General features: G+C 42.8%; 16 protein-coding genes and 1 pseudogene. 11 read left to right on the top strand and 6 right to left on the bottom strand.

The window, feature by feature from the left end; translation table 11 throughout:
- The 4 genes and pseudogenes from BM736_RS10755 to BM736_RS10740 all read right to left on the bottom strand — a co-directional run.
- Positions 1-213 (bottom strand): annotated as a pseudogene (locus BM736_RS10755) (hypothetical protein); the annotation flags it as partial.
- Positions 214-318: 105 nt separating this feature from the next.
- Positions 319-576, bottom strand: coding sequence for a hypothetical protein (locus tag BM736_RS10750; protein ID WP_076411733.1), 258 nt, complete (start codon positions 574-576; stop codon positions 319-321).
- A 223-nt stretch (positions 577-799) separates the two neighbouring features.
- Positions 800-1,432: a hypothetical protein gene (locus BM736_RS10745; RefSeq protein ID WP_076411730.1), complete on the bottom strand. Its 633-nt coding sequence runs from the start codon at positions 1,430-1,432 to the stop codon at positions 800-802.
- 1 nt (position 1,433) lies between these two features.
- Complete coding sequence (locus tag BM736_RS10740) at positions 1,434-2,270, bottom strand: DUF4276 family protein (RefSeq protein ID WP_076411727.1); 837 nt, start codon at positions 2,268-2,270, stop codon at positions 1,434-1,436.
- Between the two features lie 1,819 nt (positions 2,271-4,089).
- On the opposite strand from BM736_RS10740, the gene BM736_RS10735 reads away from it, so the two are divergent.
- A complete protein-coding gene (locus BM736_RS10735) occupies positions 4,090-4,485 on the top strand; it encodes a DUF3465 domain-containing protein (protein ID WP_076411725.1) in 396 nt (131 codons plus the stop codon).
- Positions 4,486-4,665: 180 nt separating this feature from the next.
- On the opposite strand, the gene yqeB is transcribed toward BM736_RS10735, so the two are convergent.
- Together yqeB and yqeC are read right to left on the bottom strand one after the other, a co-directional pair.
- Positions 4,666-6,258, bottom strand: a complete 1,593-nt coding sequence (gene yqeB, locus BM736_RS10730; protein ID WP_076411723.1) for a selenium-dependent molybdenum cofactor biosynthesis protein YqeB — start codon at positions 6,256-6,258, stop codon at positions 4,666-4,668.
- Positions 6,259-6,280: 22 nt separating this feature from the next.
- The gene (gene yqeC, locus BM736_RS10725) at positions 6,281-7,465 is read right to left on the bottom strand and encodes a selenium cofactor biosynthesis protein YqeC (protein ID WP_076411720.1); all 1,185 of its coding nucleotides are present in this window, start codon (positions 7,463-7,465) and stop codon (positions 6,281-6,283) included.
- 51 nt (positions 7,466-7,516) lie between these two features.
- On the opposite strand from yqeC, the gene mocA reads away from it, so the two are divergent.
- The 10 genes from mocA (at position 7,517) to ygfM (ending at position 19,629) form a co-directional block, all read left to right on the top strand.
- Positions 7,517-8,131 (top strand): molybdenum cofactor cytidylyltransferase, encoded by a 615-nt coding sequence (gene mocA / locus BM736_RS10720; protein WP_076411718.1) that lies wholly within the window; start codon positions 7,517-7,519, stop codon positions 8,129-8,131.
- A 578-nt stretch (positions 8,132-8,709) separates the two neighbouring features.
- The gene (ygfK, locus tag BM736_RS10715; RefSeq protein ID WP_076411715.1) at positions 8,710-11,826 is read left to right on the top strand and encodes a putative selenate reductase subunit YgfK; all 3,117 of its coding nucleotides are present in this window, start codon (positions 8,710-8,712) and stop codon (positions 11,824-11,826) included.
- Positions 11,827-11,835: 9 nt separating this feature from the next.
- On the top strand, positions 11,836-13,164 hold the full coding sequence (ssnA, locus tag BM736_RS10710) for a putative aminohydrolase SsnA (protein WP_076411712.1): 1,329 nt from the start codon (positions 11,836-11,838) through the stop codon (positions 13,162-13,164).
- Positions 13,165-13,178: 14 nt separating this feature from the next.
- Entirely contained in the window at positions 13,179-15,344 is a 2,166-nt protein-coding gene (locus BM736_RS10705; RefSeq protein WP_076411709.1) for a xanthine dehydrogenase family protein molybdopterin-binding subunit, read from the top strand.
- A complete protein-coding gene (locus BM736_RS25155; protein ID WP_179079039.1) occupies positions 15,334-15,495 on the top strand; it encodes a hypothetical protein in 162 nt (53 codons plus the stop codon). The genes BM736_RS10705 and BM736_RS25155 overlap by 11 nt, the downstream gene beginning before the upstream one ends.
- On the top strand, positions 15,485-15,964 hold the full coding sequence (locus BM736_RS10700; RefSeq protein WP_076411706.1) for a (2Fe-2S)-binding protein: 480 nt from the start codon (positions 15,485-15,487) through the stop codon (positions 15,962-15,964). The genes BM736_RS25155 and BM736_RS10700 overlap by 11 nt, the downstream gene beginning before the upstream one ends.
- Positions 15,958-16,836, top strand: coding sequence for a xanthine dehydrogenase family protein subunit M (locus BM736_RS10695; RefSeq protein WP_218638758.1), 879 nt, complete (start codon positions 15,958-15,960; stop codon positions 16,834-16,836). Before BM736_RS10700 ends, BM736_RS10695 begins: the two co-directional genes overlap by 7 nt.
- Positions 16,837-17,001: 165 nt before the next feature.
- Positions 17,002-17,934 carry an aspartate carbamoyltransferase gene (gene pyrB / locus BM736_RS10690; protein ID WP_076411702.1) on the top strand — a complete coding sequence of 311 codons (933 nt, stop codon included), beginning with the start codon at positions 17,002-17,004 and terminating at the stop codon, positions 17,932-17,934.
- Positions 17,934-18,392, top strand: coding sequence for an aspartate carbamoyltransferase regulatory subunit (pyrI, locus tag BM736_RS10685; protein WP_076411699.1), 459 nt, complete (start codon positions 17,934-17,936; stop codon positions 18,390-18,392). The genes pyrB and pyrI overlap by 1 nt, the downstream gene beginning before the upstream one ends.
- Positions 18,393-18,834: 442 nt before the next feature.
- Positions 18,835-19,629, top strand: coding sequence for a molybdopterin-dependent oxidoreductase FAD-binding subunit (ygfM, locus tag BM736_RS10680; protein WP_076411696.1), 795 nt, complete (start codon positions 18,835-18,837; stop codon positions 19,627-19,629).
- The last annotated feature ends 2 nt before the right edge of the window (positions 19,630-19,631 follow it).

Below are 19,631 nucleotides of genomic sequence, written 5' to 3'. Positions count from 1 at the left end.
GTGATTATTCATCACCGCATAGGCGCATACATCGATACAAAATATGGCAGAAAGCGCTTTGACTTTATCGACAATCCAGCAGCGTCTATGCTCATAGCTTTTACCTGTGAGGTTATCCTCCCCGCAGAGGTAGGMTCTTCTTACACAACGATTTATTATGTGATAAAACGGCGTCGACTCAGCATCAATAAGGGTTCTTCGAGCAGAAGTCATAATAACCATCCTATACAACACTATGTTGAGATAACTAAAAGCCTAGTTGAGGAAATACTAAAGTACAAAAGATATGGCTGTCCTGTCTCTTTTTTATCTATCTCATTATTTACTCAGATCTTTATGTGGGGATTCGTCAGACTCTGACCCCAAATATCTCAACTTTAGAAAGATGCCATGCTTTCTGAGAAACTCTAAAGTGTCATCTTCATTCTCTAATGACTTACACACTAAGAATACTCCGCTTTCTAATTTTTCTAAGGCGACACAGATAACTGGTGACTCTTCATATTCGAGAGCTTTAGTAATGCCATCTATTTCTAGCTTTTCAAACTCAGTTACTAACCACTTTAACTCGTACATCATACCACCTACTTCGAAGATTTAGCCTTATTCTATCAAGAGTCGACTTGGGCCTTAATACTAACTGGAAATTACACCACTCGGCCTAAATAAGCACAATGATGCATACAAACATAACAGCTTATTAACGCCCACTTAAGCGGACAAAAATAGTTGGCTAAACTTGTTGAGGCACGAAACAAAGCCAACTGTTTTTGTTCCGTTTAAAGTGCTTGTTAGAACCCTACCAATTCATGGTTGAAGGGTTTTCTATTGATTCTCCTGATGATTCCAACCATATTTTTAACTTTTGCCATAATTCACGCATATTCATATGTGTGGATATTCCAGCTTCATATGAATTATTTTCTCTCATATCATACAACTCTTCGTTTTTTTGTTCACATATAGACTTTAAACCTTCTATAAAACTAGAAGCTCTTTCTGGACAATTTACATTTGGAAAGGAGTCACAAACATATGAAAATATATCTGTATAAATTTCGTTCATTTCAATATCTGTACAAGGAGCATTTATTGGGGATATATAACCTAGCCAATTAACGTTTATAGCTGCAGCAGTCTCTCCCAATATAATCGACGTATTACAAGCATAAGCAAAAACATTAAATGTATTATTAATGCCCAATACTCTTTGATCGAATGCATTATTACCATGCTGGTCTTTCAATATGTCGATATCGCCATGTGACATTGCAAAACAATTAATATCTCTAGCACTTAACTCAGTGTGTAAATTATTTTTTGTTGCATCATCACTATGGAGATTCACTGTGAAGCCTGTTAACCCAAGATTGTTAAAAACCGTCAGGTTATCTTGAGTGTTATCGTCATAATTTGTAATGAATGAAATCATATTATTTGCTATTCTCTCTAGCTAGCAGGTCTCTCGCCATTCGTAGTACTTCAACTGAATACCTAACCCCAATGTCACTCCCATCTCTTATGTGTAAAGACATTTCTCTTGCAGTTATTTTGTTACCATCTAGTGACTTATAAATCACCTTATTCGGGTCAATAATTTCATTCACTAATTTAGAAAAAACATCTCTTCCTGCACTTCTAACATAGCTTTCTTCCCACTCAACTTTAGGCTCACCAAGTTTTATTGAAAGCTCTTTCAAAAAATTACGTAATGACGAAGAACGACTAGCGGATAGGTTAATATCCATACCACTCATAATCATATCAATATTATATTTACTGCCTAATAAGTTTCTAAGGACTTGCTTGGGGTATGTTATGTCTTCAGGCATTGGCAATCTGTCATAAATTGCTTCTGCTTTATCTGTTTCTTTGATTAATGTTTTCAGATTTATATCATCAGCGAAAAGCCAAGATTCAATTGATGGAGTTGCCGTGCAGACAGGGATTTTGCTATTGTTTATTTTACTCTTAGTTCTTGCAATAAATTTAGATTCATAAATGCTTCCCACATCTAAATCTAGTAAAACTATTACATTATCATTATGTCTAATTTCTTCAGAGTCCAAAACTTTCAATAAGTTTAGTTTCCCCATAAGAACAAAAATATTTACTTTACTTTGATCATAACCTGCTAACGTAATAATATTTTTAACAATTTTTACATCTGTTGACCCTTCCACAATTATCGTAGTTGAATTGTTCATAACTGCATCAACCAGTGATCGGGCTAAATGATCCATCTTCAATTCTGAGGGTATCTTTTTCATGGTAATTATTATTCCAATTTATATTTTAAATCTAGCTTACCCTGGCGAATTGGGTTCTAACGCCCTGAATAACGGGCAAATAATATGTTGGCTAAAATAAGCGACGCAGGAGCAAAAAGCCAACTGTTATTTGTCCTGTTGATTAGCTTGTTATTTGATGGCAGCAGTTAACTCCCAACAGACACAAGCACTTTACTAAAAATGGCAGCCCAACCGTAGAGCTAAAAAGTGCCCAGCACCACGACTGACCAAACCTTGAACTTTGAGCAAACACTATGTTGGTAGTTTACGCAAAACTTCACGGCGAAAACTGAGGCGTAACCAGCTAAAAAAATTTAGAAAACACCGCTTTTATAAATAAATATTTACGAGATTTCGTGGTGCCAAATAACATTTTTATATACGGCTTGCGCGTTTTGCCAAGCCCTCTTGGGAAAGCGTGCGCTCAACTCATTGATAAAAGCCTATTAAAAACAGCTCAATAACTCAATAGCTGTCGAATAGTATCCAATACACTCTTAGTGTAAACGCGCATGCACACTTTGCTTGCCTGTTATCTCAACTTTTTATGGCCGCACAATTTATCTTACTGAATCTACGCCTACTTTTCCTTGCACTCGATAGCAAACCGCGAACAGATTGAGCATAATTTGATGATTATCCGCACAAAGCCGAAAATACTGTATAAAAACACAAACACTGACCTTTCCGACTGATGAGAAAAATATTGCAAAGAGGTTAATGCTGCATTGGAGGAATTGCTGACGTAAACTCGTTTTGGGGCATAAATGAGTTTCAAACTAAGGCTAAAGTTATTCAGAAAAATTAAATCGAAGAGAAAAACAACCAAGTGTAGGTACGGCTGCGGACTTCGGATTAATGGCAAAAAATGTTCCATACATTTTTCGGCATTCGCCACGTCCATGTGGGTCAGATAAAGCGGCAAAGCGTATAGGGGGTCTTTTTATGAGATCAATAGCCACAGCGTTTCGCAGAACTTTCTCAAAAAAAGAGTGCACATTCCTCGCCGGACAGGCGGTAGATAACCATGAATATATGACCTTCAAGCAAATTACCCAATGTCATAAAGCTGGATCCTGAAACAAGTTCAGGATGACGGTAACAATACTTCAAACAGAAACTAAATCAGAAAATGTAATCAACCTTCATTCGAAGACTAACGCATTTTGGGGCATTAATGAGTTTGACGCTTCGATGAACTGGCTAGCAGCCTGTGCGCTGTGTGGCGTGCAAGCTTCTAAATCAAGGCCAGAAATGTTCCCTCGGTAACTGCTCCCTGCGTTACTCTACCTCCTGAATCCTTTCAGTCGTACATTTCTTGGCATTTCCACCAATCCTTGGCAGTCAGAGATTTAGTTGAGCCATCATGGCCAATTTCGTTCCATACAAAATTTGGCATTTCCTCCATCCCTGGAGGTCAGAAGATTTTACGGCGGTTTGCAAAGACACTAGCGCATTGGCTGCGAAACGTTGAAGTCAGCTTTATCTCACTATGTGGCAGAATTAGTTGAACCATTCCAAGCACTCTCTAGTAGCCAGTACGCTCAGTGGTGTGCAAGCTTCTAAATCACGGCGTCTTGCAAAAACACTATCGAATTGGCTGCTGATCAATGCTGTCTACGCCAATACATGGCAAAGGTCACGCCTGATTCACTGTATGGTGGGACACCAGCTAAGTTAATCAGAATAATTGATTAGAACTCAGAAAGTGTCTAGAATTCTTGGGCTTACAAAGTAGGGCTTACAAAGTAGGGCTTATCAAATAGTAAAAGCATAAAAATGGAAAATGGAGAAAGCGATGAAAAGGATGTTAACGGCTTTTATTTTACTCATGACATTATCTGTATTTCCGACATTTGGAAATGACAGTGTTTTAACCCAAGCCTATGAGTCAAATCGCAGCGATATTCAAGTTAAAGGCAGTGGTACGGTTATTAGGTTATTGCCAGATGATACTCAAGGTTCAAAACATCAAAAGTTTATTCTGCGTTTACAGAGCAAGCAGACAATCTTAGTGTCGCATAACATTGACCTTGCGCCGAGAATTTCGTCCCTTAATATTGGCGATACCGTGCAGTTCTATGGTGAGTATGAGTGGAATAAAAAAGGGGGCCTTGTTCATTGGACACATAAAGACCCTAATGGTCGCCATGCTCATGGCTGGCTAAAACACAACGGCCGTCTGTACCAGTAGTTTTTGTCGACGAGTAGTTTCAAGAAAAACCTAACTATTTACACATTCAGCGAGCCGCAGGCGATAGGTAAAATTGAAGTATTGTTATTCAACACGCCAACAAAGTACCTATCCCGCTTTATGAACTCCGCTTTATGAACTGACATAAAAAAGATTTACAACTTGCTATCAGGCAAGTCGTTAACTATTGGCATCTAAGTACAACATAGCTTCTAGCACGCTGCCGCCAATGGCGCGGGCTTTATCTGAGACGGTAAGGTAATCCGCTTCATCGCCTCTTGGGTCGATATCGCCAATCTTAAAACCTTCTGTCACCTCTAAGCCTTCATTAAGCAGTCCACGCACCATACCTGCAAGTGGCGCATTTACTGGGGTGTCATCTATCTGGGCGATGAGATCTCCCTCTTTGACTATGTCTCCCAGTTTTACATGACAATGCATGACACCAGGATTTGGCGCTCGAAGTACTCTTTGATGAGTAAATCCACCGATGTTACCTGGTATACCTGTGTTTGGTGTCGTTTCACCTTTATAGATGATTCGACCTAAATCATGGCCTCGATTGGTTTCTATTACGGCATGGCAATCTACACCAGCCATAAAGCCAGGGCCAAGGGCTATGGTATGAGGCGCTAAGTCTTTCGTCGTGCCTAAGTTGCGTTTAGCTAAAATAGCATCAACGACAAATCGAGGGCGGAGTTTATTTACGTTACAACACTCTTCGTCAGCAAGAACTGGGATCATACCGAGATCGAGTATGCTGTGAATCGTGCTGCAGCATGTGGCTTTACTGGCTGTAATGCCTTCAACGGTGACATTGCCATCAAACAGGCATTGGGCGAAGGAGACTGTGCGACGGATAACGGTTGGTTTTGGGCTTTCAGTTAACACGACTTTAAACCCAGCATTGTGAAGACGAATAGCAACGCCTGTGGCTATATCACCAGCTCCGCGGATCATCACCAGTTTTTTCTGATTGATGCGGCTATCATCTTTCATTAAGCCACCAGCCGCGGCATTTTTTACCTTTAATACCTCTCCCATCACACTGATCGCAATCTCTTCAGGGGTTTCAGCGCCGATACTGAAACCGACTGGCGAGTATACGCTCTCAATCTTTTTATCCTCGATACCTATCTGTCTGAGGTGATTGAACAGGGTTTGCACCTTACGCTTACTGGCCATTAGGCCAATATATTGCGCATCTTGTTGAACAATCTTAGAGATAGCATCTTTATCTTGATGGTTAGTTGCTATGACGACAAATGACTTGTCTGTGATAGTGAGTTTATCGATAGCATCTTCCATGGTATCACCAAGCACTAATTTGGTACCTTGAGGGAAATTGCCTTCGGCTAAACTGTCCTCATAAGCATCAGCTACAGTAATATCAAACCCTAACACATGACCGGCTTGCGCAACGGCGCGGTTAACATGGCCTGCTCCCACTAAGACAAGGGCAGGGCGTAGGCCGAACACATCGATATGCACCGACATGGTGCCGCCGCAGTCCATGCCCATTGCATCAGGGCCAGTACGCGCCATGCGTCCCTTAACCACTCTTGGTTCTCTCTTTTTTATCGCTTCAATGGCTTGTTCAATAACAAACCTCTCTATCATTCCACCACCCACAGTCCCGATAATTTTTCCATCAGCTTTAATGATCATCTGGCCTTGGTGCCTTGGGGCTGAGCCAGACGTTTCTAGGATATTAGCCATAGCAAATGGAATGTTTTGTGTTTCGAGTTGCGCTGCATGTGCAAAAATATTCATATTCGAACCTTGTATAAGCTATCTAACGTAAATGCAGATCGTAAATGGGCTCTGCTGAATGCATACTGGCTAAACAGATCCCTGTGAGTGAGCCATGCTGAGCTAAAAGCGCACTGGCTAAGGCTGCAATATCTGAATAATGAGTGGCGAGGTCGATCTTATTGATCAACCAAATACGCCGGCTACCAGTTGGTGTGTGTTTAAACATGCCCTCTGGGTGAGCAATTAACTGCCCTAACACCTGTTGATCTAACAGATCGCTTGCTTTAGTTGCGGTGATCTGTGAAAACTCACGCCATCGATGAATATTGTCGGCAATGATGGGCTTATTTATCACTTCACAGCCTGTTACAGCGATGACGGTATCAACATCTGTAGGAATGCAAGGCTCATGCCTAGAAGGGGCTTTAATTGGGCGGGATCTTGCGCCATCAGCTTCAACGAATATGATATCAAATTGACCTGACGCTTTAATGGCATTCACTTGAGCTATTGAGAGTCCCTGCACCTTAGTTTTGACCGGTGTTTGTGGTGGCGTTTGACCTGTTGTTTGTGCTGAGTTATCAAGACTGTTGGCTAAGCCATGGTAGGCAAAAATTAATTTAGGACTCGTGAGTGCGAGTTTTGTTGGGATGTAAAACGGTGAATCGAGTGGAGTGATTTTTTCAGAGTACTTTTCAGAGTCCTTTTCAGAGCCGATTCCCGAGCTTTTTCTTAAACTGTGATCGTGCGCATACTGCCTCAAAAAGGGAGCTTCTGTCCCTATACAGACATAGTAAGCAGCGCCGCTATCATGAGTATCACTATGATAGTCAGGGCTATCATTTTTATCATAGGTATCACTGGCAGAGTTATTGTTAGTGGCATTGCTGGCCGCTTGATCTGGATTAAGACGAGCACTAACACAGGAGGCCTGAACATCAGTGCTGCTGTAGGTGGTAGATGACAAATCAAACATCTCATCGCATTGACTTAATGAAGGGCGGTACATCTTTGTTGTCGTGGTGATAAGCACCCTGAGCCCTGCCTGTTTGGCCTGTTCGCCTAAGGTGAATGCGCAACTTGTTTTACCCCCGCCTCCTACAAGTGCGATTAATCGGCACTCTGATTTTTTACTGTTATCAAATCTGGTAGCAGTATATGCAGGCTTATTGTCTGATATAACGTCTTGCTTAGGCTTATGTTGCAGTAAGAGATCAAGCAGCATAAAGTATCAAGCTCCGCAAAATGATAAGTGGCAAATAAAAAAGGAACAAGAATGATGCCAACTGCTGAGTTGATACAGGATAAAGCTCAAGTTAAAGAGATTGATTGCATTATGCCTGCCGCGGGTCTGTCTTCACGTATGGGGCAGTGGAAGATGATGCTACCATTTAACAATCAAACCATATTGGCTCAAAGTATTGAAAATGCACTTAAGTTTTGCTCTAGGGTGATTTTAGTGGCCGGCTTTCGCGCCGATGAGCTTGTTAAGGGCTTTCAGGGACACCCAAATGTCACAGTGGTCGTTAACTCAAATTTTGAAGATGGCATGCTTAGCTCGATAAAAGTTGGGCTAGCGTCAGTTAAGAGTGAGCATTTTTTTATCGCTCATGGTGATATGCCGTGTATCAAAACCGAAATTTATCGCGCTTGTTGGCAACAACGTGGTGACTATAGCTTGTTTCCTGGCAACCAAGAACAGACAGGTCACCCTGTGTTACTGCCAAAAACACTGATCCCATCGATTGTTAATAGTGAACAAACAGGCAGCTTACGTAAGATATTAATGCAATCTCAGGTTAAGTACTTGCACCTTGAAGATGAATCCCTGCTTTTAGATGTCGATACACCAGAGGCGTATCAGCAACTTTTATTACAAAGTTCTAATTAGCCACGCGCGTTCCCCCGTGCAGGCTACTGTCTACTGGCTACTAGCTCTGACCATTTGTGCGTTAGCCGCTTAGCGTGCTGAGTACTGAAAACTCCTTCAATCGATCCATAGCTTCAATTTATCCATCACATTTTCTTATTCCAAGTTCCTCTCTTGTTTGAGTGACTAATATTTTGAGCGTGTATATAGGGCTCATGCTTAGGGCAAAGTGTTTAGCGCTGGCTTTAGTTTTTACACTTATTCTCGTTCTAATAGTCACTTTTTATCAATTTGATAAAGATTCTTATATTGATAGAAGGATATTGATAAACCACTAAAAAACCATTTGAGAGTGATTCCTATTCCCAGCATTTTATCGGTTTGCACACAGGCAGATTGGCTCGTTTGAACCATTAATTTGAGCTAGATCACGTATTTCTCCAATGGTAAGTCACTTTTCAAAGCTTGGCTCATTAGTTGCCCTTATAGCGGTAACGAATATGTTTGATTCCATCTTTACAACAGTTAGAGCCGTCTACATTGCTTGACGAAATGTTTGGTCTCTTAATAACAAAAATAGAGCATCAAGGAGTTTTTTAATGAGTGATATCATGCGTCCTGTTCCATTTACAGAGCTACTAACTCGCATGTTTAGCGAGTACAAAGAGAGTGGTTCAATCTTCGGTATTCCAGCAAAACAATTTTATAAAAAGCAAGCGAATAAAAACCTCGACGTTTGGGGTGAAAACTGTGAAACCCCAGTGGGACCTGCTGCAGGCCCACATACACAGCTAGCACAAAACATCATCTGTTCTTGGTTGGCAGGCGGTCGCTTTATGGAGCTAAAAACAGTCCAGAAGCTTGATACGTTAGAGATCGCTAAGCCCTGTATTGATGCCGAAGATGAGTGTTTTAATACTGAGTGGTCCACAGAATTTACCCTCATTAAAGCCTATGATGAGTATCTAAAAGCCTGGATTGCTCTGCATCTACTTGAGGAGGTGTTCCAGCCAGTAACCAATGGCGGAGACCGCTCATTTGTGTTCAACATGAGTGTTGGCTATGACCTAGCCGGTATTCAAACTGAACCTATGCAGAAATATATTCATGACATGTTAGACAGCAGTAAGCATCAAGATTTTAAACGCTATCTGTCTGAACTAGAATCATTTATCTCACAATCTGAGTTCACTAATAAGTTTGGCATCGAAATTCCAGTGATGCGTATGAAGCATTTGTGTGAAAAAGTTTCACCACAACTGACTCAAGGTGTGACACTCTCAACCATGCATGGCTGTCCACCAAAAGAGATTGAAAAAATCTGTCAGTACATGATTGAAGACAAAAATATCAATACCTTCGTCAAGCTCAACCCAACACTATTAGGGTTTAAGCGAGTACGTGAGATTTTAGATAATGCGGGCTTCACCCATGTTGCACTCAGTGAAGAGTCATTTAGCCATGATCTGCAGTTACCTGACGCAAAAGCTATGTTGCATCGTCTAAGAGCACTCGGCGCAGAGAAAGGTATCGGCTTTGGCGTTAAGCTAACGAATACATTAGGCACATTGAACAAGAAAGGTCGTTTGCCAGATAAAGAGATGTATATGTCTGGTCGAGCGCTGTTCCCATTATCAATCAATGTGGCATTAGAGCTATCTCGTGAGTTTGATGGTGAGTTACCTATCTCATATTCAGGTGGCGCGAGTAAGTTCAACATTCAAGAGATCTTTGAGACGGGTATTCGCCCAATTACCATGGCAACCGATCTGCTCAAGCCTGGTGGTTACCTTAGATTGGCAGATTGTGCCGAAGCCCTTGAAAATAGCCCAGCTTGGGAGATGAACAAGGTTGACTTAGTTAAGCTTGAAGCGCTTGCTGAAAAGTCGCTAGTTGCAGATTACACCCAAAAAGAGTGGCGCGGACCTGAAGAGATCACAGTAGAGAAGGCGCTACCTATCTCAGATTGTTCAGTTGCACCTTGTGTGACGGCTTGTCCAATTAGTCAGGATATCCCTGAATATATCCGCTTAATGGGTGAGAAAAAGTATACCGAAGCCCTAGAGCTTATCTATGCACGTAATGCTTTGCCATCAATCACTGGCCATATCTGTGATCATCAGTGTCAGTACAACTGTACTCGCCGTGATTATGAAGGCGCCCTGAACATCCGTGAGATGAAGAAAGTGGCACTGGAAAAAGGCTGGGATGATTACAAAGCCAAGTGGCATCAACCTAAGCTTGATACCAATAAGCACCCAGTTGCTGTGTTAGGTGCAGGCCCTGCAGGCCTTTCTGCAGCTTTCTTTATGGCCAAAGCCGGTCATCCCGTCACTATTTTCGAGAAAGAAGCGAATGCGGGTGGTGTGGTTAAGAACATCATTCCACATTTCAGAATTCCTGCAGAAGCGATTGAGCATGATATTGAGTTTGTCACTTCACATGGGGTCAATATCGAGTACGGTTGTGATGAAAACCTAACCATAGATGTGCTAAATGCCAGTGGCTTTAAGTATATCTGCCTTGGGATAGGCGCCGATAAAGGCAACCCTATCAAACTTGATGGTGACAACACTAACATCTATAAGTCGCTGGAGTTCCTTTCTCAGTTTAACAAAGGTGAGTACAAGCACTCAGATGCGCCGCTAGGTAAGCATGTGGCAGTTGTTGGTGCGGGTAATACTGCAATGGACAGTGCGCGCGCTGCACTGAAAGTTGATGGCGTAGACAAGGTGACCGTACTTTACCGTCGTACGATTGCTGAGATGCCTGCCTATAAAGAGGAGTATGAAGAAGCCGTAGAAGATGGCGTTGAGTTTATGTTCCTTACCAATCCTGAAGCGTTCGATAGCAATGGCAAGTTAACTGCCCGTGTTATGGAGCTCGGTGAGGTTGATGCTAAAGGTCGTCGCCGCCCAGTTGCAACTGACAAGACCGTTGAGCTTGATGTTGATGCCTTGATCACTGCCGTGGGTGAGCAGAGTAACTGCGAAGTCCTTAGCCGTATCGGCATTCCAATGGGTGAAGATGGTTGGCCAGTTGTTGAAAAAGAGACTGGCGAGACAGGCATTGAGAACGTTTACCTCATAGGTGATGCTCACACTGGCCCATCATCGATTGTGTCTGCCGTATCTGGTGGTAGAAAAGCTGCATCATCAATTCTTAATAAGATGGCCATTGCCGATGAGCAGCTAACAGTTACCTCTAATGTTGATGTTGATGAGCTATATAGCCGCAAAGGTGAAATCCAAGTTCAACTTATTGCCAGTGCTGATGATAAAGATGGTTTTGTTGAGCAGGAAGCTAAGCGTTGCCTAGAGTGCTCATACGTGTGTAGTAAGTGTGTTGATGTTTGTCCAAACCGCGCCAATATCTCACTGCCTATTCCTGGTTTCAAAGATAAATTCCAGGTACTGCATATCGATGCTTACTGTAATGAATGTGGTAACTGTGCTCAGTTCTGTCCATGGCAGGGTAAGCCTTACCAAGACAAGTTCACTATCTATAACTTAGCCGATGACTTTAAAAACAGTAAAAACTCAGGTTTCTATGTTGATGGTAACGATGTAGCCATCAGAAAAGCGGGTGAGAGCTATAGCGCGACGTTAAGCAATAAGGGCGAAGTTGAGTTGCCTGAGTCGCTAGCAGCAGAAGCGAAGATGATTAACTTTGTCGTTAAGCACCACAGCTACCTTCTTGGTCAAGTTGAACTTTAGGAGTTTCAAATGATTTTACTTAAAAATGCTACAGCGGTTCAATTTGAGCCTGGCTTTATCAAGGAGAGCGTCGATATTGTTATCGATGGGACTGTGATTAAAGAGGTGGGTGAGAATCTATCTCAAAAATACCCTAATGCTACAGTGAAAGAGATGAAAGGTAAGTTAGTCATGCCGGGCATTGTGTGTTCACACAATCACTTTTACTCGGGACTTGCTCGCGGCATCATGGCTGATATTAAGCCAAGCCCTGATTTTATCTCCATCTTAAAAAATCTGTGGTGGAAGATGGATAAAGCCCTCGATGAGGAAGCGGTGTATTACAGCGGCCTGATCTGTTCGCTAGAAGCGATTAAAACGGGTTGTTCATCGGTTATTGATCATCATGCTTCACCACACTTTATTGGTGGCTCACTCAAGACACTGCGCAACGGCTTTATGAAAGCAGGTTTGCGCGGCATGACCTGTTATGAAACCACAGACCGTAACGGCGGCCTTGAAGAGATGCGTTTAGGGGTAGAGGAGAATATTAACTTCGCTAACCTTATCGACACCGCTAAAAAAGCAGGAGATGAACCCTACCTTGTTGAAGCGCATATTGGTGCCCATGCACCATTCACCGTTAGCAATGAAGGCTTAGCAATGATGAGTGAAGCGGTTAAGTGTACTGGCCGTGGTATCCATATTCATGTTGCTGAAGATCTTTATGATGTCAGTCATAGCCATCACCTGTACGGGCAAGACATTGTTGAGCGCCTCGATAGCTTTGGGCTTATCAATAATAAAACCTTGCTAGCTCATGGCTTGTTCCTCTCCGATCGCGATGTAGAGATTTTAAATGCTAAAGATGGTTTCTTAGCACATAACGCAAGATCGAATATGAATAATAACGTGGGTTATAACCATAAACTGGCGCGTTTCAAGAACGTAGCATTAGGAACCGATGGTATTGGTGCTGACATGTTTGAAGAGCTGAAGTTTGCATACTTTAAGCATAGAGATGCGGGTGGTCCATTATGGCCTGATAGCTTCCTGAAAAGTATGTGGAACGGTAATGAGATCTTAGCAAGGAACTTCGGTGCTAAATTTGGCCGCTTAGAAGCTGGCAACAAAGCCGATCTGACAATTCTTGATTACATGAGTCCAACCCCGTTTGTGGCTGACAATCTACCTGGGCATGTTGCCTTTGGCATGAATGCCGGCAATGTAAACAGTGTGATGGTAGAGGGGCACTTTGTCTATGAAGATAGAGCGTTCCCATTTGATGTAGCACCTATCTATGCTGAAGCTCAAAAGGTTGCCGCTAGAATTTGGCGGAATATGGATAAACTTAGCTAAATTGAGACTAGATTATGGTTACGGTAAATACGCAATTCAAACAAGCTGAAGCTTGTGGAGTCGCAGAGTATGTCGCCGATCGCCATTTCGAAGGACAGTTGGAGGGGCGGTTTTTCCGCTCCTCATGTTCCCGTGGTGTGATTGATGATATAGAGCTCCCCACATTCCCCTCTGGATACCATCTCTTCAGTGCAAGTGATGTTCCAGGGGAGAATTCACTTCCTGTTGTTACAGATGATTGGCCAGCGTTTGCAGAGAAAGAGGTTAACTACGTAGGCCAAGTTATCTATCTCTTAGTAGGCCCAGATACTGAGGTTATAGAGGACCTACTCAGTCAGATAAAAGTTAGTTATATACCTTCTACACCTGCTTACACCATCTCTCAGTCCCAACTCGCCCAAGATGGCGCAATTCATGGTGACGACAATATATTTGACCAGCACGAACTGCTCAAGGGCGATATCGATAAAGGCTTTGAACAGGCGGTGACTATTATTGAAGATCGCTGCTCTACCAGTTATCAAGAACACCTCTACTTAGAAACTCAGGGTCTTATTGGTTATCCCAAAGCGGGAAAAATTGTCATTGAAGGGTCAATGCAATGCCCGTGGGATGTACATCGCTGTGTGGCGAATGTTTTAGGCCATGAAGATGTACGTGTTATTCAATGTACTACTGGCGGCGGCTTTGGGGGGAAAGAGGATTTTCCTAATGTGTTAGCTGGGCCGTTAGCAGTTGCTGTGGAGCGATTACAAAAACCTATCAGTATCACCTTTAACCGTACTGAAGATATTGCGTTTACCACTAAGCGCCACCCCGTTGAGTTTAACTATCGAACGGGTGTCGATAAACATGGCAAAATCGTGGCGATGGACTTGAGGTTAAATATCAACTCAGGGGCTTACTTTAGTTTGTCAGGTATCGTACTGCAGCGTTCATTGACCACCTGTACCAATGTGTATGACATTCCTAATGTGAGAGCATCTGGCACTGCATGGGCAACCAACACGGTACCAAATGGCGCATTTAGAGGTTTTGGTGCACCGCAAACCTGTTTTGCTATCGAAACCCACTTGAGCCATGTGGCTAAAGAGATAGGGCAAGATCCTGTGGCCTTTAAACAGGCTCATTTTCTCACGACAGAGTCTAGAACCTTAACGGGGGCTGAGATCTATGGCGAGCTCGTTCTCGATAAGTTAGTCTCACGCGCCAATGAACTCAGTGGTTATTATGAGAAGGCGGCGCATTACGCTAAGCAAGGCGAGATTGGCGATGATAAGTTTGGTAAACGACGTGGTATCGGCCTTTCAATATTTCAGCATGGATGCGGCTTTGCCGGGGATCTAGAAGACTCCTTACTTAAAGCTAAAACGGCCATCATTAAAGATGAGCAAGGTAATGTTGAAATATTGGCATCTAACGTCGATATGGGTCAGGGGTTGAGCCTCACATTTTGTAAGATTGTGGCTGAAGCGCTGGAACTCTCACTTGAACGTGTACATATGGCCACGCCTGATACCGATACTGTCCCAGATTCTGGGCCGACCTCAGCGTCACGATCGATTTTGATCGTGGGTTACCTCCTTGAAAAAGCCGCTAAGGCGCTTAAGGCGAATTGGATTGAGGGAGAGGCTCAGCGCTTCGATCAAGTTTACAAAAAACCAGATTATCACCAATGGGATCAAGAAACCTATCAAGGTAATGCCTACCAAGCGACCAGCTATGGCGTGAATGTGGTGGAACTTGAGCTGGATCTAGTGACAGGTCAAAGTGAAATCCTAGGGCTTTGGGCGGTTTATGATATCGGCCACGCAATCGATGCCAAGGTGTTTAAAGGCCAGATTGATGGCGGGCTGATACAGGCCATAGGTTACGGCAGTTGCGAGAAGCTTGAACTTAATGATCAAGGCGGTTTTGCGCAGCAGAGCATGGCTGATTATATCGTGCCTACGGCGATGGATGTGCCAAGTATTGTCAGTGACTTTGTTGAGAACCCATATGACTTTGGGCCTCAAGGGGCTAAAGGCGGCGGGGAGTTGACTCACAATGGTGGCGCTGCAGCCTATGTTGCTGCAATTGAATCTGCTACTAACTTGAAGATATTGTCTATTCCAGTCACCCCGGAACTGGTCACTGAAATGCTTTATGCCAGTGAGAATGGAGGCGAAAATGGAGATTAATTTCACGCTGAACTACCAAGCACAATCCTTAGAGATTGAACCTATGCATTCATTACTTAAAACATTAAGAGATGCGATTGGTTTAAAGACCAAGCAAGAAGATGTTGGTGAAGGTGATAGTGACTGTTTCGGAGGGCATCATGCAGATTAATTTTACACTGAACAGTAAAGCGCAATCGCTGACGATCGATCCTATGCAGTCATTACTTAAAACCTTGCGAGATGTCATTGGTTTAAAGGCGACAAAAGAGGGCTGCGGGGAAGGTGAATGCGGTGCTTGCTCGGCAATAGTTAATGGAAAGCTGGTTAACACTTGTCTGTTTCCTATCGCTCAAGTTGATGGCGCTGAAGTGTTAACACTTGAGGGGCTGAGGGAGACACCAAGAGGACGTTGCTTAATCGATGCTCTTTTGACGGCAAAGGGTGTCCAGTGCGGCTTTTGTACGCCGGGGATGGTGCTCGCGCTTTATCAGGTTTTAGTCAATAGTCCTGATGTTAAAACGATCACTGAGCAAGATATTCGTGTTGGGATCTCAGGAAATCTGTGTCGATGTACAGGCTACGCCATGATTGTTGATGCCGTTAAAATCGCGGTGGAGCAAGGGGGGGATTTATGGTGACTACTATGGTGAAAAATATGGTTCATGCATATAGACCAGACACGATCGTACAAGCATTGGATAACTTGGCCAGCGGAGATGTTGCGATTTTTGCTGGTGGCACAGATATTATGGTAGGGGATAAACCTCGCTGTCGCTCCTTTAACGGTGAGCCCAGTGCGATGCTGTTTATTGATGCGATTAATGAGCTTAAGCAATTTAGAGAAACCCATGAATCACTCTTTGTCGGTGCTGGCTTAAGTTTAACTGAGATTGAGACTAACAAACGTGTACCCAAAATACTACGCGATAGTATTTTACAGGTTGCCGCGCCGGGTGTGAGAAACTGTGCAACGATGGGCGGTAATATCTGTAATGCGTCACCTGCAGCAGATACCTTACCCATCCTTTATCTTCTTGATACTCATGTGGTGGTCAATTCTGTTAGCGGTGAAATTGTTTTTCCTATTGAGCAATTTATTACGGGCCCAGGTACAACGCACCTAACACCTTGTGATCTGCTGACGCAAGTTAAGATCCCTAAGATGGAATTTACCCATACTAGCTACACAAAAGTAGGCACGCGATGCGCTAATGCATTAACTAAGCTCTCTATGGTGGGGGCTGCGAATGTGAGAGAGGGGGTATTTACTGATTGGCGGGTGGCATTCGGTGCCGTTGGCCCGACTGTGGTGCGTCACCGTGAGATAGAGTCTCTCATCATAGGCAAACCTGTTAGTTGGCTTAGCAATGAGTCAAATATCAATACTATTATTGCTGCGTATCGAGATAAGTTGAGTCCATTGAGCGATCAGCGCTCTACGGCTGCATACAGATTAAGGACATCAATTAAACTATTGGAAAAGTGGCTAAATGAGCTAAAAGACCTGTAAAAATCTTGCCGTGTCAGCCCAGTCACTCACGCTTTGAGCAATTTCATTGAGTTAGTTGATCTGGGCCGCGGTTTTATCGCGAGTTTACCTAGCCTTTATCTATACTCGCAAGATCGGAAAGGGTATAATTCTTTTCCGATTTCTCATCGGATTAGGACCTACACAATGCCCAACCCTCTTTATAATAAAAATATCATCTCTATACCTGATCTTTCCCGAAATGAACTTGAGCTGATTGTTTCAACAGCCCAAAGCTTAAAACAATCACCACGTCCTGAATTACTTAAAAACAAAGTTGTGGCGAGTTGTTTCTTTGAAGCGTCAACACGTACTCGTTTATCCTTTGAGACTGCTGTATTTCGTTTAGGTGGCAGTATTATTGGTTTTCCTGATGGCGGTAATACCTCTTCAGGTAAAAAAGGTGAAACCCTTGCCGATACTGTGCAGGTTATCTCCTCATATTGTGATGCGTTCTTTATGCGTCATCATCAAGAGGGCGCGGCGCGTTTAGCGAGTGAGTTCTCTTCGGTACCTGTTATTAATGGCGGTGACGGTTCAAATCAGCACCCGACACAAACCTTGCTTGATCTGTTCAGCATCTATGAAACTCAGGGCAGTTTAGACAAGTTAAAAGTGGCGTTTGTTGGCGATCTTAAATATGGCCGTACTGTGCACTCTTTGACTCAAGCGCTGTCTTTGTTTGATTGTGAGTTTCATTTTGTCGCTCCTCAAGCGTTATCTATGCCTGATTACATTCTCGATGAATTGAAAGAGAAGGGCGTAGTGTTCCACATTCATGAAGATCTCGAAGCTGTGATTGATCAGTTAGATATCGTGTATATGACGCGAGTTCAAAAAGAGCGTTTTGATGAGACTGAATATCAGCATATGAAATCTAGCTTTATTCTGAATTCTCAAATGCTAACAGGTGTTAAATCTAACCTTAAGGTACTGCACCCGCTACCTCGTGTTGATGAAATTACTATAGATGTCGATAAGACCCCTTATGCATACTACTTCCAGCAGGCTGAAAATGGCGTTTATGCCAGACAAGCACTGCTAGCCCTAGTGATGACCAATGAATTTGGAGCGCAATAATGAAAAAGCATCTACAAGTTGAAGCGATTCAGTCGGGCACAGTTATTGATCATATCTCTGCAGGTCAGGGCATTAAAATCTTAAAGTTTTTTGACCTTTCAAGTGATTCGCATCGCATCACGGTAGGGATTAACTTACCTAGTCACGATGGTGCTAATAAAGACCTGATCAAGATTGAGAACCTTAGGTTCGATAAAGAGCAGGGTAACCAGTTAGCATTATTTGCCCCTGATGCCACAATCAACGTGATTGAAAATTTTGAAGTCGTTAACAAGTTTAAAGTTGAATTGCCTAAGCAAGTTGCAGGTGTGTTCTCATGCCCGAACAGTAACTGTATTAGTCATAATGAGCCTATCGATAGCCGCTTTAACCTGACAATAAGACCCAATAGCACTAAGTTAAAGTGTCATTATTGTGAGAAGGCCTTTGATAAAGGACTCTTTACTGAGCTTGGATAAACCTAAGCTTAGGGACAATCAGTAATAGAGCGGTACATCCCTTTGGGTTGTACCGTTTTTTTAAACCATTCAAAACCTATGGCGCTAAATAATTTTAAGCTACATAAGTAACTATCAATATCGACACGCGGCTTCAGTGGATGATATCTATCAAATTGATAGTTTTTATTAATATGATAGTTTTTCGAGCACAACAATTTGATGAGAACCTTTTTTAAACATCCTATCTATAACCAAAGGTACTAACTGTTACCTTGTTAGGTGTTTAACTTACTGTAAACCTGCCTTTTTATCTCTGCACTTGCGCTTGATCACACTTTACCTCCAAAAAAAATAGACCTACCTCTCTTGGCGTACATATTGCTCTTTATTCATTAATAGCTAGTTCATTTGAATTTTTTTGATAATAAAGAAATTAGCAACATATAGGAAAGGTCAAAATATGATTGAGCAATTCTTAAAGCCAGATTCAACATCTGAAGCGATGCAAATGATGCGTCTACACAGTAAAAATGCGACTTGGTTTGCTGGTGGTTCGAAACTTAATGCAATGCCAACTAAGACTGATAGAACCATTGCTATCTCTCTTGCATCACTCACCCATAAACGTGTTGAAAGCCGTAGTACTGGCTTACATATCGGTGCGATGTGCCCAGTGCAAACTTTAGTTGAACATGAACTGGTTCCTTCAGCGCTTCAACATGCGGCTAAATTTATCTACTCCAAACATATGCGTAATCAAGCCACTTTAGGCGGTGAAATTGCGGCATACCAGGCAGAGTCTCTCCTATTACCGACGCTCATCGCAATGAACGCCAAGGTGGTTTTGGTCGAGTCTGGTGAAATTTTGGTAGAAGATTACATTGCGCTTGAGCAACGTGAGTTGATTCTGGAGGTGGTGATCCCCGATCCAGACTTAACATGTCTCTCTTATAACATCACACGTTCAGCAGCTGGTCTTAGCATAGTGCACGCCGCTGTTTCACTGAACAATGAAGGCCAAAAAATTATCGTCATCGATGGCGTTTCACCATCTAGACATGGGATCCCGACACCATTACGTTTCCGTGATTTAGAAGCACAAGATCTTGAAGGTGAAGCGTTAGAGGAGGCTGTTCGTGCAATGATTTTGCCTGAGTCTGATATCAAAGGGAGCGCTGAATACAAACGTTATATCGCCAGTATTGTGATTTCAGATCTGCTAACTGAGTGCCAGCGCCTTCAAGGGGAGCGTTAATT

The sequence above is a fragment of the Shewanella sp. UCD-KL12 genome, assembly GCF_001957125.1.
Lineage (GTDB): Bacteria > Pseudomonadota > Gammaproteobacteria > Enterobacterales > Shewanellaceae > Shewanella.
Note: the sequence above shows the minus strand (reverse complement) of the source record. Positions and strands in the feature narration are given on the sequence as shown.

Coding starts and splice junctions, on each gene's coding strand:
- ssnA (WP_076411712.1), top strand. CDS start 11,836: ATGATTTTACTTAAAAATGCTACAGCGGTTCAATTTGAGCCTGGCTTT.
- BM736_RS10705 (WP_076411709.1), top strand. CDS start 13,179: ATGGTTACGGTAAATACGCAATTCAAACAAGCTGAAGCTTGTGGAGTC.
- yqeB (WP_076411723.1), bottom strand. CDS start 6,258: ATGAATATTTTTGCACATGCAGCGCAACTCGAAACACAAAACATTCCA.
- mocA (WP_076411718.1), top strand. CDS start 7,517: ATGATGCCAACTGCTGAGTTGATACAGGATAAAGCTCAAGTTAAAGAG.
- ygfK (WP_076411715.1), top strand. CDS start 8,710: ATGAGTGATATCATGCGTCCTGTTCCATTTACAGAGCTACTAACTCGC.
- pyrB (WP_076411702.1), top strand. CDS start 17,002: ATGCCCAACCCTCTTTATAATAAAAATATCATCTCTATACCTGATCTT.
- BM736_RS10740 (WP_076411727.1), bottom strand. CDS start 2,270: ATGAAAAAGATACCCTCAGAATTGAAGATGGATCATTTAGCCCGATCA.
- yqeC (WP_076411720.1), bottom strand. CDS start 7,465: ATGCTGCTTGATCTCTTACTGCAACATAAGCCTAAGCAAGACGTTATA.
- ygfM (WP_076411696.1), top strand. CDS start 18,835: ATGATTGAGCAATTCTTAAAGCCAGATTCAACATCTGAAGCGATGCAA.
- BM736_RS10750 (WP_076411733.1), bottom strand. CDS start 576: ATGTACGAGTTAAAGTGGTTAGTAACTGAGTTTGAAAAGCTAGAAATA.
- BM736_RS10695 (WP_218638758.1), top strand. CDS start 15,958: ATGGTGACTACTATGGTGAAAAATATGGTTCATGCATATAGACCAGAC.
- pyrI (WP_076411699.1), top strand. CDS start 17,934: ATGAAAAAGCATCTACAAGTTGAAGCGATTCAGTCGGGCACAGTTATT.
- BM736_RS10700 (WP_076411706.1), top strand. CDS start 15,485: ATGCAGATTAATTTTACACTGAACAGTAAAGCGCAATCGCTGACGATC.
- BM736_RS10735 (WP_076411725.1), top strand. CDS start 4,090: ATGAAAAGGATGTTAACGGCTTTTATTTTACTCATGACATTATCTGTA.
- BM736_RS25155 (WP_179079039.1), top strand. CDS start 15,334: ATGGAGATTAATTTCACGCTGAACTACCAAGCACAATCCTTAGAGATT.
- BM736_RS10745 (WP_076411730.1), bottom strand. CDS start 1,432: ATGATTTCATTCATTACAAATTATGACGATAACACTCAAGATAACCTG.